Source organism: Amycolatopsis sp. NPDC041971 (genome assembly GCF_055588925.1).
In genome coordinates, this window is record NZ_JBVJCE010000002.1 from 119,754 (window position 1) to 132,553 (window position 12,800).

A 12,800-nucleotide genomic window follows, 5' to 3' on the forward strand; every position below is an offset into this window, starting at 1 on the left:
CGGGCAGGTCCGTGAAGGCCTCCTTGAGGGACCCAGGGTCCCTCAAGGAGGCCTTCACGGAATGGGAGCATCCCCACGAGACTCAGCGGTACGGCCAATCACAACGCGGGCGCGTGAAGGACCCCTTTTCCCGGCTCAGCCAAGGAAATTAGACCTGCGCTTTCTGCCCAGTACCTGAAGGCCCCCTTCCTTGCGCCTAGCGCAAGGAAGGGGGCCTTCAGGTACTTCGAGCAGGGCCAGACCCCGGTGTGTCACCGGAACAGTAAAGCCCCCTTGAGTCCGTCCTGGGCGGGCACAACCACATCTACGAACGCACCGACGCCCTGCGTGGCGGAAGGTGATCCGCGAGGTCAAGATCGGCGACACCGTCGAGCCGGATCGCGACGGCCCGTGTACGCGACCTGCGGTGGCGGCGGAAGAGCCTCTGCCGCTTCCCCGTGCCCGACACGTTCGCGGGGGAGTTCCAGTCGTACCGCTGGGTCAAGGGTGGCCGGAAGGTGACCGTGTCCTGGTCACGGGTGCGGTATACCGGCTACTCGTTCCTCGCCATCGACGTCGAGCCCGCCTGTCCCGCCCGCCGGACGACGCTGACCGTGCGGACCTTGCGCAACGACGGCGCCGAGATCGACCGGTTCACCCTGCGCCGCACCGCCGGTCGCCCTCTCGGGGACGCCTGACGTATAACGACCTACACGGTTCCGCATGGTGGGAATCGGTGTCATATCGTGGACCGGCGACATACAGTCCGGGACATGTCGCCGAGAACCCTCCTGCGGACCGTCATGGCCGTTTCCGCCGTCACGCTCATCGCCGCGTGCAACGCCTCGGCCAAGGACCCGGCCGCGCAGAACGCCGCGGGGCCCGCGCTGGTCCTGATCACGCCGAGCCCGGTGGGCGTCAACGACTTCCTCAAGCTCGCCGTCCAGGGCATCGAGGACTCGGCCGAGAAGCACAACGGGACGCAGAAGGTGTACCAGAGCACCGATCCGGCCTCGATCCAGCAGAATCTCGCGGCCGCGGTGCGGGAGAAGCCCGCCGTGATCGTCGCCGTCGGCTTCAACTTCGCCGACGCCATCGCGGCCGAGGCCGAGCGCAATCCCGGGCAGAAGTTCCTGTTCGTGGACTCCTGCACCACCGAACCGTTCCCGAACGTCACCTGCGCGATGTTCCGTGAGCACGAGGGCAGCTACCTCGCCGGCGCCGAAGCCGGGCTCCTGAGCAAGTCCGGCAAGGTGGGCGCGGTCGTCGTGCTCGACACGCCCCAGTTCCGCCGGTACTCGATCCCGTTCGGGCAGGGGGCGGAAGAGGCCAAACCCGGCACCACGCTGGCGCCGCTGTTCATCGGCGGCGCGAACCCGTTCAACGATCCGGCACGCGCGAAGGCGCTGGCCACCACGCTCGCGGGTCAGGGCGTCGACCACGTCATGGGCGCGGCCTCCGCGGCCGGTAACCTCGGCGTGTTCGAGGCCGCGAAACAGGGCAAGTTCTTCGCGTTCGGCGTCGACGCCAACCAGTGCCCGGCCAGCCCGGGGCAGGTCGTGGACAACGTCATCAAGCGCACCGACGTCGTCGTGGGCGACGGGGTCGACGCGATCCTCGGCGGGAAGACCGGCGAGATCAAGTCCTACGGCCTCAAGGAGAAGGGCATCTCCCTGACGGGGTTGGAGCCGGACGCCGCGACGTCGCAGTGTGTCGTCGCGAGCCACCCCGACGTGCTGGCCAAGGCCGGCGAGCTGCGGGACCGGATCATCTCGGGCGCGATCGTCGTCGATGACCCCGCCAAGTCCTGACGCCGTCTCACTCCGGGGGATCGTCAAGCGGTTCCCCGGAGTGCTCGCGAACGACCACGTGGACCTCGACGTCGGCAGAGGCGAGATCCATGCCCTGATGGGCGAGAACGGTGCGGGTAAATCGACGCTCATGTCCGTGCTCTACGGTCTACACCGGCCCGACGAGGGCACGGTCTCCCTGCACGGCGAGAAAGTCTCCTTCGGCTCGCCCGCGCAGGCCATCGACGCCGGTGTCGGCATGGTGCAGCAGGGGTTCGCGCTGTTCGGCGAGCTCACCGTCACCGAGAACGTCGTGTTCGGCAGCGAACCGACCCGCCGAGGCCTGCTGGACCGCAAGAAGGCGACGGCCCGCGTCACCGAGCTGATCGAACGGCACGAACTGCGGCTGCGGCCCGGCGACCGGGTCCGTGACCTGCCGGTCGGGCTGCGGCAGCGCGTCGAGATCCTCAAACTGCTGTATCGCGAGGCCGACGTGCTGGTCCTCGACGAACCGACCGCCGTGTTGACCCCACCCGAAACCGAGCGGCTGTTCGGTGTGCTGCGTGCCCTCGCCGCCGGAGATCGCACCATTCTGCTGGTGTCGCACAAACTCCAGGAGGTCCTCGCCGTCAGCGACCATGTCACGGTGCTGCGGGACGGCCGTGTCAGCGCCCGTGGCCGCACCGCGGACCAGACGGCCGCCGGGCTCGCCGCCGCGATGACCGGACGCGTGGTCGACCTCGACCGCGTGCATCCGCCCGGGACTCCCGGCGAGGCCGTCCTCGAAGCCCGCTCCTTGACCGTTCCCGGAATGGAAGGAAAGCCGTTGCTGGACGACGTTTCCCTGACCGTGCGCGCGGGGGAGATCGTCGGCGTCGCCGGAGTCGCGGGCAACGGACAGGCCGAGCTGTCGGACGCGATCACCGGCCTCCTGAAGACCGGCGGCACCATTGTCCTCAATGGACAGAATCTCGACGGACTTTCGGTCCGCGCGCGCCGGGAAGCCGGGCTCGCCCATGTCCCGGAAGATCGCGCCGAGGTCGGTTCGGCGCCCACGGCGAGCCTCCGGGAGAACCTCGCCGTCGGTTTTCACCGCAAGCGTCCCCTGGTGCGCAAGGGATTCCTGCGTCGCAGGGCGATCGACGACCACGCGTCGGCGATCATCGAGGACTACAACGTCCGCGCGTCCGGCCCCGCCGCCGCGATGGGCACACTGTCCGGCGGTAACCAGCAGAAAGCGATCTTCGGCCGCGAACTCACCCACGGCGCGCCGTTCCTGCTGGTCGAACAACCCACGCGAGGTGTCGACGTCGGCGCGATCGAGAACATCCACGCCCGGCTCGTCGCCCATCGCGACGCCGGGCACGCCGTCCTGCTGATCTCCGCCGAACTCAGCGAAATCCTCGCGTTGTCGGACCGCGTGCTGGTGCTGTTCGAGGGCCGGATCGTCGCCGAATTCACCAAGGACGAGGCCGATCAGCACACGATCGGCCTCGCGATGGCCGGAGGTGCCGGATGACCCGCGTCCGCCTCGTCGCCGTCCCGGTCGCCGCGGCGCTCGTCCTCGGCGCGATCCTGTTGCTGGCCACCGGAACCGATCCGCTGGCCGCGTACGGCGCGATCGTCTCGGGCGCGTTCGGTCCCGACGGTATCGGCGACACCCTCGCCTACGCCGTTCCCGTCGCGGGGATGGCGACCGCGCTCGCGATCCCGCTGCGCGCGGGCATGGTGAACCTCGGCGGTGAGGGACAGCTGGTGCTCGGGGCCGTCAGCGCGCTCGCCGTCGGGCTGTACGTGCCCGGTCCTGGGCCGGTCAAGGTGACCCTCGCGCTGGTCGCGGGCATCCTCGCCGGAGCCGCGTACGCCGCGCTTGCCGCGGTCTGCGAGAACCGCCTGGGTGTCCCGTTGCTGATCAGCACGTTGCTGCTGAGCTATCCGGCGATGTCGCTCGCCGGGTATCTCGTGCGCTTCCCGTTGAAGGACGCCGGCTCCAGCCTGCCGCAGAGCCCGCAACTGCCCGAAGGCACGCGGCTGCCCGAAATCGACGGCGTGACGGCCGGGATCTTCCTGGTGGTGGCGGTCATCGCGGTCTACACGGTGATCGACGCCCGCACACCCGCCGGTTTCGAGACCAGGGTGACCGCCTGGGCGCCGCGGTTCGCCGCCTACGCCGGGATCGACCGGCCGAAACTCACCCTGCGGCTGCTGGCCGCCTCGGGCGGGTCGGCCGGGCTGGTCGGCGCGATCGCCGTCCTCGGTTTCCCGTACCGGTTCATCGACGGCGCGCTGATCACGCCGCAGTACACCTGGATCGGCCTGCTCGCGGCGCTGCTCGCCGGGGCGAGCCCGCTCGGGACACTGCTCGCGGCGGTCTTCTTCGCGGCGCTGACCAGCGGCGGATTCGCGATGGAACGCGCCACCCAGGTCCCGCGCGAACTGACCGCGGTCCTGCAGGCGGTGCTGATCATCTTCCTCGCGGCCACCTCGGGGGCCTTCAAGCGGAAGGGAAAGCGGGCATGATCGACGCGAGCCTGTTCTCCTCGGCGCTCACCGCGTTGACACCGATCCTGTTCGCCGCGCTCGCGGGCGCGCTGTGCCAGCGGGCCGGGGTCTTCAACATCTCGCTCGAAGGCTCGCTCCTGGTCGGCTGCTTCGGCGCCGTCGCCGGGAGCTGGTACACCGGCAGCGCGTGGATCGGCGTTGTCGTGGCGGTGTTCGCGGCGACGGCGTACTCGCTGATCCTCGCGATCGGCTCGATCACCTTCGACGGCGATCCGATCGTGCTGGGTGTCGCGAGCAACCTGCTCGCGGTCGGCCTGACGAGCTTCCTCATCCGCACCGTCTTCGGCACCGAAGGCTCCTTCAGCGATCCCTCGTTGCTAGGGCTGGGCCAGTTCGGGCCTATTCCCGGACAGTCGTTGCTGGTCTACCTGTCCTGGCTGGCCGTGCCCGCGCTGGCGGTGCTGCTGTACCGGCATCCGTGGGGCCTGCGACTGCGCGGTGTCGGCGAGCGTCCGGAGGCCGCGTCCAGTCTCGGCGTCGACGTGACCAAGTACCGCTACGGAGTGATCCTCGCCGGAGGAGCGCTGTGCGGTCTCGGCGGCGCGCAACTGGCGCTGGGTTCGGTGACGCTCTTCGCCGAGAACATGACCGCGGGCCGCGGCTGGATCGCCGTCGTCGCGGTGATGCTGGGCCGCGCTCATCCGCTCGGGGTGCTGCTCGCGGCGCTGCTGTTCGGCCTCGCGGAAGCGTTCGGCTTCCGGTTGCAGGGCATCGGGCTGCCGCAGCAGGCCACCGATGCCGCCCCGTACGTCGTCACGCTCGTGGCGCTGTTCCTGTCGAATCGATGGTGGGCGCGAAGCGTCTCCGTTGAGGGTGGCGGCGGGGGCATGGATGGATTCAAGCGGAAGAAAGGACAGTCCGCGTGAGCGACGTCCTGCCCATTACCAAGATCCCCCGGCACGGACTGCCGCCGCGCGCCCTCGTCGTAGGCGATCCGGACCGCGCGACGGCGGTGGCCGAATCGCTGGCGGACGCCGTCCTCGTCGGGCAGAACCGCGAGTACCGGACCTATACCGGCACCTGGAAGGGTGTTCCGGTCGTCGTGTCGTCACACGGCGTCGGCGGGCCTGGCGCGTTGTGCCAGTTCGGCGAGCTGGCCGAGGCGGGTGTCCGCACGTTCCTCCGGCTCGGTACCGCCGGTTCGCTGGCCGAGGGGATCACCGACGGCGATCTCGTCATCGCCGAGGCCGCGGTCCGCGACGACGGCGTCACCCAGCAGCTGATCCACCCGGAGTACCCGGCGTTCGCCACTCCGGAGGTCGTCGTGGCGCTGAGCCGCGAGGCACCGGAGGCACACCGGGGCGTGGTGTGGACCCGGGCCGCGTTCAGCCCGCTGGTGCTCACCCTCCCGATGACCGAGTACCTGGCCGCGCGGGTGATCGCCATTGAGATGGAACTCTCCACGCTGCTGGTGTTCGCGGCATTGCGCGGCCTGCGGGCCGGTGGTGTGCTCGTGATCGACGGCGACGCGCGGCCCGAGCACCCCGACCCGTCGGCCTACGACCCGCATCGCGACGTCGTGTCCACCGGGGTGGCGAGGGCGACCCGCGTGGCGCTGGACGCGCTGATCGAGGTGGAAGGGGCGGAATGACCGAAGTGTGGCGAAAAGCGGCACTCGAGCTGGCGAGCACCCTGGCGGCGGACGCGGCTGAGCGAGACCTCGCCGGGCGTCTCCCTGACCAAGAAGTCGGCTTGCTGCGCGAGTCCGGCCTGTTGCCTCTGCTCGACACCGCCGGCTGGGCGGCCGCGAACCAGGCCACCCGGATCGTCTCCGCCGCCGACGCGTCGGTCGGGCATCTGCTCGGCTACCACTACCTGCAGCTTTGGCGCACCGGCCTGTTCGGGCCGCGTGCGGCGAGCGAACCGGGCTGGTTCTGGGCGGGCGTGAGCAATCCGCTCGACGCGGCCCTGCTCCTGACCCCGGTCGACGGCGGGTTCACCGTCGAGGGCACCAAGACCTTCGCCACCGGCGCGGCCGTCGCCGACCGCCTGGTGGTCAGTGCGACGAGGACGGACAACGGCGAGAAGCTGACGTTCGTCGTCGACGCGCGGGCCGACGGGATCACCTTCCCCGGTGACTGGGACAACATCGGCCAGCGGCTCACCGCGAGCGGCGCGGTGCGGTTCGAAGCCGTCCGGATCGCCGCCGACGACGTGCTCGGCGCCCAGCCGGAGGACCAGTCGGATCCGAAGGTGCCCCGGACCTCCCTGGCGGCGATCGGCTTCCAGCTCATGCTCGCGCAGGTGTACGTCGGCCTCGCGTTCGGCGCGCTCGACGCGGCCGCGGTGTACACGCGGGAGACCGCGCGGCCCTGGACACTGTCCGATGTGGACAAAGCGACGCAGGATCCGTACATCCTGGCCGGATACGGCGAGCTGGTCGCGACCGCGCGGGCGGCCGGATTCGCCGTCGACGCCGCGGTCGCCGCGCTCGGCGAGGCCGATGAGCGCGGATTCGAGCTGACCCCGGCCGAGCGTGCCGAAGCGGCGATCGCCATCTCGTCGGCGAAGATCGTCGCGAGCCGGGCCGCCGTCGAGATCACGAGCAAGGTCTTCGAGTTCACCGGCGCCCGGGCGACCGCGACGAAGTACGGCTTCGATCGCTTCTGGCGCAACGCCCGCACGCTGACCTTGCACGACCCCGTGACCTACAAGGCACGCGAGGTCGGCGACCACTTCCTCAACGGGATCCCGCCGTGCCTTTCGGGGTACAGCTGATGACACTGCCGATCCTCGCCGAAAGCGTCCGACTCGACGACGAAGGCGTGCACATCCTCGACCGCCGGGTCTTCCCGTTCGAACGGGAATGGGTGCTGTGCCGCACTTCGGATGAGGTGGCGGCGGCCATCGAGGACATGGTCACGCAGTCGTCCGGGCCGTATTTCGCGGCACTGGGCGCGATGGTCCTCGCCGCTCGTGAGGCGTCGGGACTCGCGCCCGCCGAAGCCCGCGCGTATCTGGAGCGGGCGGGGGAGCGGATCATCGCGACCCGCAAGACCAACAACCACCTGCGCAAGGCCGTCTCCGCCGTCCTGTCCGAAGTAGGCAAATCGGCCGGAGATCTCGTCGAGGCCGCGACGGCGGGAGCGCGACTGGGTGACGAGTCGTACCGATCGCGCAGCCGCGCGCTGGGTGCGCACGCCGCCGAGCTGGTGCCGGACGAGGCGACCGTGCTGACGCATTGCTGGGCGGATCTGTACCTGGTCGAATTCGTGCTGGCCGCACGGCGGCAGGGCAAAGAATTCTCCTTTCTCTGCACGGAAACCCGGCCGTATCTGCAGGGCGCGCGGCTGACCGCCGAGACGCTCGCCGAGATGGGCGCCGACACCCGGCTGATCACCGACGGGATGGGCGCCGCGGTGCTGTCCTCGGGTGAGGTCGGCGCGCTGGTGACCGCGGCCGACCGGGTCACCATGGACGGCCACGTCGTCAACAAGATCGGCACGCTGGGGCTCGCGGTGGCGGCGGTGGCGTTCGGCGTGCCGTTCCACGCGATGGTCCAGGCGCCCGACCAGGCGGCGCCGACCGGCGCCGACGTGCCGATCGAATACCGCGACGGCGACGAGGTCCTGAGCGCGCTCGGCCACCGCGTCGCGAGCGAACGCGTGCGTGGGCACTATCCGGCCTTCGACGTGACACCACCGCGGTTCGTGACCACGGTGGTGACCGACCGCGGGGCCTTCGAACCCCGGCGGCTCCGTGAGTACTACGCAGAAGGGGAAGCGAACCAGTGACCGCAACGCTGACCGCCCGATGGGTGGTCCTCGACATCGAGGGCACGCTGACCGCCACCAGCTACGTGCACGTGACCCTCTACGACTACGCGCGCCCGCGGCTGGGCCCGTGGATCGACGAACACCCGGACGACCCCGAGGTCGCCGGCGCCGTCGCCCGGATCAAGGAACTCGGCGATCTCCCGGCGGACGCGTCCACAGTGGACATCGTGCGGGTGCTGCACGGCTGGATGGACGCCGATCAGAAGATCGCGCCGCTGAAGACGTTGCAGGGTCTCATCTGGCAGCGCGGGTACGCCGAGGGCGACCTCACGACGGAGTTCTTCGGCGACGTCGCCCCGGCGCTGCGGTCGTGGCACGAGTCCGGGCTGCGGCTCGCGGTGTTCTCGTCCGGTTCGGTCGCCGGGCAGATCGCGTCGTTCTCGCGGACCACCGACGGCGACGTCACCGGTCTGTTCGAGAAGCATTTCGACACCGTCAACGCCGGGCCGAAGCGCGAGGCGCCGTCGTACCGCGCGATCGCCTCCGCGCTGGAGGCGGAGCCGGGTGACATCGTGTTCTTCTCCGACGTCCCGGCCGAACTCGACGGGGCCGCCGCCGACGGCTGGCAGACCGTCGGCCTCGCGCGCGACGGTGAGCCCTTCGGCGACGCGGACTTCGGGACGCACCGGGCCATCCGGACGTTCGACGAGGTGAAGGTCGTGCCTCGATGACCATGCTGGAACTCGCCGGGCGCGCACTGGCCGAGGAGTCCGCCCGGTTCGCCGGGCTGGGCTGGATGCGGGGGACGTCCGGCAACCTCTCGGTGGTGCTCGGCCGCGAGCCGCTGCGGGTCGCCGTCACCGTCAGCGGCCGGGACAAAGGCGAGCTGACCAGTGACGACGTCGTGGTGGTCGGCGAGGACGGGCTGGCCGTCGCCGACCAGCCACATCCGGACAAGGTGCCGTCGGCAGAGGCCGGGCTGCACGCCCGGATCGCGGCGGTGTCGGGCGCGGGCGCGGTGATCCACGTGCACGCGCTCGCGCCGGTGGTCGCCGCCGAACACTGGCCCGACGGCGTCGAACTGCGGGATCTCGAAATGCTCAAGGGCTTCGGTCGCGCCGCGCACGACGACCTGGTGACGATCCCGGTGATCGCCAACGGCCAGGACATGCGCGTCCTCGGTGACACGTTCGAGACGGGGTTCCGGGCGGACACGCCGGCGGTGATCGTCGCGCGGCACGGGATCTACGTCTGGGGCGATGACCTGCGCCACGCTCGCCACCGCCTGGAATGTTTGGAGTGGTTGCTCCGGTTCCGGGTAGAGACAAGACTTGTCGGTCGAGAAAGGGGAGTGCGATGACCCTGCTGACGGTGTGGCCGGACGACCGGCCCGACGAGATCGCGCTCAGGACCGAAGATCCGGCCGTGATCACCGGGGAACTGGGGCGGCTCGGTGTCCGGTTCGAACGCTGGGACCTCGTCCCGGACCTGCCGCGCGAAGTGACGCCCGAGCAGGTGCTGGCCGCCTACGAGGAGCCGATCGGCAAGGTCTCGGCGGCCGAGGGCTACACCTTCGTGGACGCCGTCCGCATGACCCCGTCCGGCGAGCCCGGCTGGGCGGCCGAAGCCGCCGAAGCCCGGCAGAAGTTCCTGGCCGAGCACACCCACGACGATGACGAAGACCGCTTCTTCGCGCGTGGGTCCGGCGTGTTCTACCTGCACGTCGGAGGGAAGGTGTACGCGGTGCTGTGCGAGGCGGGAGACCTGCTGAGCGTGCCCGCGAACACCACGCACTGGTTCGACATGGGCACGCGGCCCGACTACGTGTCCATCCGGTTCTTCCACGACGACGGTGGCTGGGTCGGCGACTTCACCGGCGAAACACTGGCGGGGAGCTTCCCGGACTTCGACACGTTGACGGCCGGGCGCTACTGAGGCTTTGGGCTCGTGCGGGATGGTGTGAGCGGGGAGGTGTTCCCGATCTTCCGTTGATCAAGCACCGAGACCGGAACGCCCCCTCGACGAGGTAGGAATCGGGGCACTGAACGTCCCGATTCCTGCATTGTCAACACCCGGCACGCGCTGAGCAATCAATCCGAGACCGGCCTGGTCAGGCGTAGGTAAGCAAAATACCGGCACCTCGGTTTCGCATGGCGTCCGGTGTGGACACGCAAGAGCCGTGAAGGCCTCCTTGAGGGACTCTGGGTCCCTCAAGGAGGCCTTCACGGAATGCCGAATCGCGTAGGTCTTCACGGAAGCTCCGACGCCAGAAAGGGTCCTTTCCTTACGGCATTCGCCAGGAAAGGACCTTTCCTGGCGCGCTGCCGGGCTCTGTCAGGCGGGGGTCCAGAGGGCAGGCACGTTCGGCGGCTCCCAGCCGGGCAGCGACCGGTGGCCCTGACGGCACACGTATGCCGCGCCGTTGTGGGTCACGCGAGCACCGGTGGCGTAGTCGGTGTTCGGCTTCCAGGCGTCGGACGGCACCGTGGTGGTCGTCGTCGGGGTGGTGGTGGTCGTCCTCGTCGTCGTCGGACTGGTCGTGGTGGTCGTCGTACCGGTGGTCGTGGTGGGGGTGGTGGTCGTCGGCGGGGCACCGCCGCCACGCGGGTGGTCCGACGCGATCGCGTACGTCGTACCGCCGAAGGTGAACGTGAAGTTCGACGGCGACGCGATCGGCATGTAGTAGTTCAGCCGGATCTCGACGGTGGCGCCCGGCGCGATGTTCTGCCAGGTCGGCACGGTCACCGCGACGTGCTGGAAGTCTCCCTTCATCCCACCGACGTTGGGCCCGCTGTGACCCTTGCTCGTGACCGTCAGACCGAAGCCGGACTGATCGGACATGCTGCCGGGCGCACTGGTGCCGTAGTCGAACTCGATCTTCGTCCCGCCGGGGATGGTGGTGGTCGAATTGTTGGTGATGCGCATCCGCGGGGTGATCGGGTAGTTCGCGTCACCCAGCGCGAATCCGGTCAGGTTGACGTTGGCGTTCAGCACCGACGAGGGCGCGGGACGCGACGACTTGCTGTTGCCGTACGGGGCGGCGCCGCGCAGGCCGTCGTTGATCTTCGTGATCAGCGTGTCGCCCATGAAGTACTGGCCCTTGGCCTCGTCGAAGGCGTAGTCGCCCGCCAGTTCCCAGATCATGATGCCGCCGATGCCCTTGTCGGCCACGTACTTGGCCTTCGTGGCGAGCGAGGCTTCGTCCTCAGTGGACAGGAACACCTTCTTGTCGTTGTTCCACAGCCACGGCGTCACCATCGTGTTGTCGTAGAACCTGTTGTAGTTGCCGGAGACCCGGTCCGTCGGGTCGGTCTTCGGGGTGAGCCCGTAGGCCTCCAGGTAGTCCGGGGTGATCTCGTTCTCGAGGTTCTTCGCGTGCCACATGGGGTTCGCGCCCGCGGGGACCTCGCCGCCCGCCAAGCCGAGGTCGTGCCAGAGGTTGTCGATGCCGATCGCGCCGTTGCCGCACGGCACCGTCGAACCGACGTGGGATCCGGTGCCCGGTGGACACTGTTTCTGGTCCGGCAGCGGAGCCTTGCCCCACAGTCCGTTCGTCCCGCCGGACACACCTTGCCAGCCGCGGGTGTAGAACCCGACGCCGATGTTGATCCGGCCGGCTTGCATGGCGCCGCGGAAGTAGTGATAGGCCCAGTCGGTGTTGAGATAGCCCTGCCCGTCGTACTGCGGTGTGGTGTACACCTGCCAGTGCGCGAGTTCCGCGTCGTTGCCCGCGTCGTAGAGCGCCGCGTTCGGTCCGACGAACTGGTTCCACGCGCCGTGCAGGTCGTAGCTCATCATGTTGGCGTAGTCGAGATACCGGGTGACGCCGTAGACCTCCTGGCCGCGCAGCAACCAGCCGGACGCGGGCACGGCGGCCGTCAGCAGGTAGTGCTTGCCGTCAGCGGCGCCCGCCCTGTCGAGCTTCTCGCGCAGCGTGCGCATCAAATTCTCGTAGCCCGCCCAGAGGGTGCCGCGGTTGGACTGCGCGATCCAGTAGTCGTCCGGGTTGCCGGCGTAGTTCGCGGACGTCGCGTACTCGTAGTCGATGTCCGCGCCGTTGAAACCGTAGGTGCGCAGGAACTCCACGACGGAATCCGCGAAGACGTCGATGCCCGCCTGGGTTTGCGTCATCTTGTAGAAGCCGCCCGAAGCGTTACGGGTGCCGTCCGGGTTGAGGAAGCCGCCCGTCTCGGCCCAGCCGCCGATCGAGATCAGCGACTTCACGTCGGGGTTCTGCTTCTTGTACTTGGTCAGCAGGTTGAAATGTCCCTTGTAGGGCAACGACGGATCCATCTCGGCGCCGGGGACGCCCGGCCATTCCATGCCGATGGACTCGTTGGTCGCGCTCGGCGCGCCGACCGAGACCTTGTTCTGCGCGTCGACGTGGGCGAACGCGTAGTTGAGGTGGGTGACCTTCGACCACGGGATGTTGTTGACCAGGTAGGCCGGTGCGCCGTTCTTCCCGGTGCGCCAGCTGGTGAAGTAGCCGATCACGCGGCGGGAATGCCCTTCTCCCAGGGATTCGCGGCCCGCGGTGTCGTAGACGGTGCAGTAGGGAGTGTCGACGCCGGGTGTCCGGTACAGCCCGTCGGGGCGACAGTCCTCGTGACCTGCCGCGCTCGACGTGGACGGGGTGATGACGACGATCATGAGTCCGGCCAGCGTGATGAGCGACGCCAGCAGGGGGAGTAGTTTCCTGGTTCTCCTTGGCACGCCGAACCTCCGACAGTGGAAGATGGCCCTCGGTCACAGC

General features: G+C 69.2%; 12 protein-coding genes. 11 read left to right on the forward strand and 1 reads right to left on the reverse strand.

Annotation, left to right across the window (positions count from 1 at the left end; genetic code table 11):
* Positions 1-437 precede the first annotated feature (437 nt).
* The 11 genes from ACZ6DT_RS05620 to ACZ6DT_RS05670 all read left to right on the forward strand — a co-directional run bounded on the left by ACZ6DT_RS05620 (position 438) and on the right by ACZ6DT_RS05670 (position 9,982).
* On the forward strand, positions 438-677 hold the full coding sequence (locus ACZ6DT_RS05620; protein ID WP_465589185.1) for a hypothetical protein: 240 nt from the start codon (positions 438-440) through the stop codon (positions 675-677).
* 75 nt (positions 678-752) lie between these two features.
* Positions 753-1,790, forward strand: a complete 1,038-nt coding sequence (locus ACZ6DT_RS05625) for a BMP family ABC transporter substrate-binding protein (RefSeq protein ID WP_465589188.1) — start codon at positions 753-755, stop codon at positions 1,788-1,790.
* A complete protein-coding gene (locus ACZ6DT_RS05630; protein WP_465589190.1) occupies positions 1,771-3,288 on the forward strand; it encodes an ABC transporter ATP-binding protein in 1,518 nt (505 codons plus the stop codon). The genes ACZ6DT_RS05625 and ACZ6DT_RS05630 overlap by 20 nt, the downstream gene beginning before the upstream one ends.
* The gene (locus tag ACZ6DT_RS05635; protein WP_465589193.1) at positions 3,285-4,289 is read left to right on the forward strand and encodes an ABC transporter permease; all 1,005 of its coding nucleotides are present in this window, start codon (positions 3,285-3,287) and stop codon (positions 4,287-4,289) included. The genes ACZ6DT_RS05630 and ACZ6DT_RS05635 overlap by 4 nt, the downstream gene beginning before the upstream one ends.
* The gene (locus tag ACZ6DT_RS05640) at positions 4,286-5,197 is read left to right on the forward strand and encodes an ABC transporter permease (RefSeq protein ID WP_465589195.1); all 912 of its coding nucleotides are present in this window, start codon (positions 4,286-4,288) and stop codon (positions 5,195-5,197) included. The genes ACZ6DT_RS05635 and ACZ6DT_RS05640 overlap by 4 nt, the downstream gene beginning before the upstream one ends.
* Complete coding sequence (locus tag ACZ6DT_RS05645; RefSeq protein ID WP_465589198.1) at positions 5,194-5,922, forward strand: nucleoside phosphorylase; 729 nt, start codon at positions 5,194-5,196, stop codon at positions 5,920-5,922. The genes ACZ6DT_RS05640 and ACZ6DT_RS05645 overlap by 4 nt, the downstream gene beginning before the upstream one ends.
* Positions 5,919-7,049 (forward strand): acyl-CoA dehydrogenase family protein, encoded by a 1,131-nt coding sequence (locus ACZ6DT_RS05650; protein WP_465589200.1) that lies wholly within the window; start codon positions 5,919-5,921, stop codon positions 7,047-7,049. The genes ACZ6DT_RS05645 and ACZ6DT_RS05650 overlap by 4 nt, the downstream gene beginning before the upstream one ends.
* On the forward strand, positions 7,049-8,065 hold the full coding sequence (locus ACZ6DT_RS05655; RefSeq protein WP_465589203.1) for a s-methyl-5-thioribose-1-phosphate isomerase: 1,017 nt from the start codon (positions 7,049-7,051) through the stop codon (positions 8,063-8,065). Before ACZ6DT_RS05650 ends, ACZ6DT_RS05655 begins: the two co-directional genes overlap by 1 nt.
* On the forward strand, positions 8,062-8,778 hold the full coding sequence (gene mtnC / locus ACZ6DT_RS05660) for an acireductone synthase (RefSeq protein WP_465589206.1): 717 nt from the start codon (positions 8,062-8,064) through the stop codon (positions 8,776-8,778). Before ACZ6DT_RS05655 ends, mtnC begins: the two co-directional genes overlap by 4 nt.
* Complete coding sequence (gene mtnB / locus ACZ6DT_RS05665; RefSeq protein ID WP_465589209.1) at positions 8,775-9,407, forward strand: methylthioribulose 1-phosphate dehydratase; 633 nt, start codon at positions 8,775-8,777, stop codon at positions 9,405-9,407. The genes mtnC and mtnB overlap by 4 nt, the downstream gene beginning before the upstream one ends.
* Positions 9,404-9,982 (forward strand): 1,2-dihydroxy-3-keto-5-methylthiopentene dioxygenase, encoded by a 579-nt coding sequence (locus ACZ6DT_RS05670; RefSeq protein WP_465589212.1) that lies wholly within the window; start codon positions 9,404-9,406, stop codon positions 9,980-9,982. The genes mtnB and ACZ6DT_RS05670 overlap by 4 nt, the downstream gene beginning before the upstream one ends.
* Before the next feature lie 399 nt (positions 9,983-10,381).
* On the opposite strand, the gene ACZ6DT_RS05675 is transcribed toward ACZ6DT_RS05670, so the two are convergent.
* Positions 10,382-12,760 (reverse strand): chitinase C-terminal domain-containing protein, encoded by a 2,379-nt coding sequence (locus ACZ6DT_RS05675; RefSeq protein ID WP_465589215.1) that lies wholly within the window; start codon positions 12,758-12,760, stop codon positions 10,382-10,384.
* Positions 12,761-12,800 lie beyond the last annotated feature (40 nt).

Excerpts from the sequence above, each read along its gene's own strand:
- ACZ6DT_RS05640 (WP_465589195.1), top strand. The coding sequence starts at position 4,286 with ATGATCGACGCGAGCCTGTTCTCCTCGGCGCTCACCGCGTTGACACCG.
- ACZ6DT_RS05625 (WP_465589188.1), top strand. The coding sequence starts at position 753 with ATGTCGCCGAGAACCCTCCTGCGGACCGTCATGGCCGTTTCCGCCGTC.
- mtnB (WP_465589209.1), top strand. The coding sequence starts at position 8,775 with ATGACCATGCTGGAACTCGCCGGGCGCGCACTGGCCGAGGAGTCCGCC.
- ACZ6DT_RS05635 (WP_465589193.1), top strand. The coding sequence starts at position 3,285 with ATGACCCGCGTCCGCCTCGTCGCCGTCCCGGTCGCCGCGGCGCTCGTC.
- ACZ6DT_RS05670 (WP_465589212.1), top strand. The coding sequence starts at position 9,404 with ATGACCCTGCTGACGGTGTGGCCGGACGACCGGCCCGACGAGATCGCG.
- ACZ6DT_RS05655 (WP_465589203.1), top strand. The coding sequence starts at position 7,049 with ATGACACTGCCGATCCTCGCCGAAAGCGTCCGACTCGACGACGAAGGC.
- ACZ6DT_RS05650 (WP_465589200.1), top strand. The coding sequence starts at position 5,919 with ATGACCGAAGTGTGGCGAAAAGCGGCACTCGAGCTGGCGAGCACCCTG.
- ACZ6DT_RS05630 (WP_465589190.1), top strand. The coding sequence starts at position 1,771 with ATGACCCCGCCAAGTCCTGACGCCGTCTCACTCCGGGGGATCGTCAAG.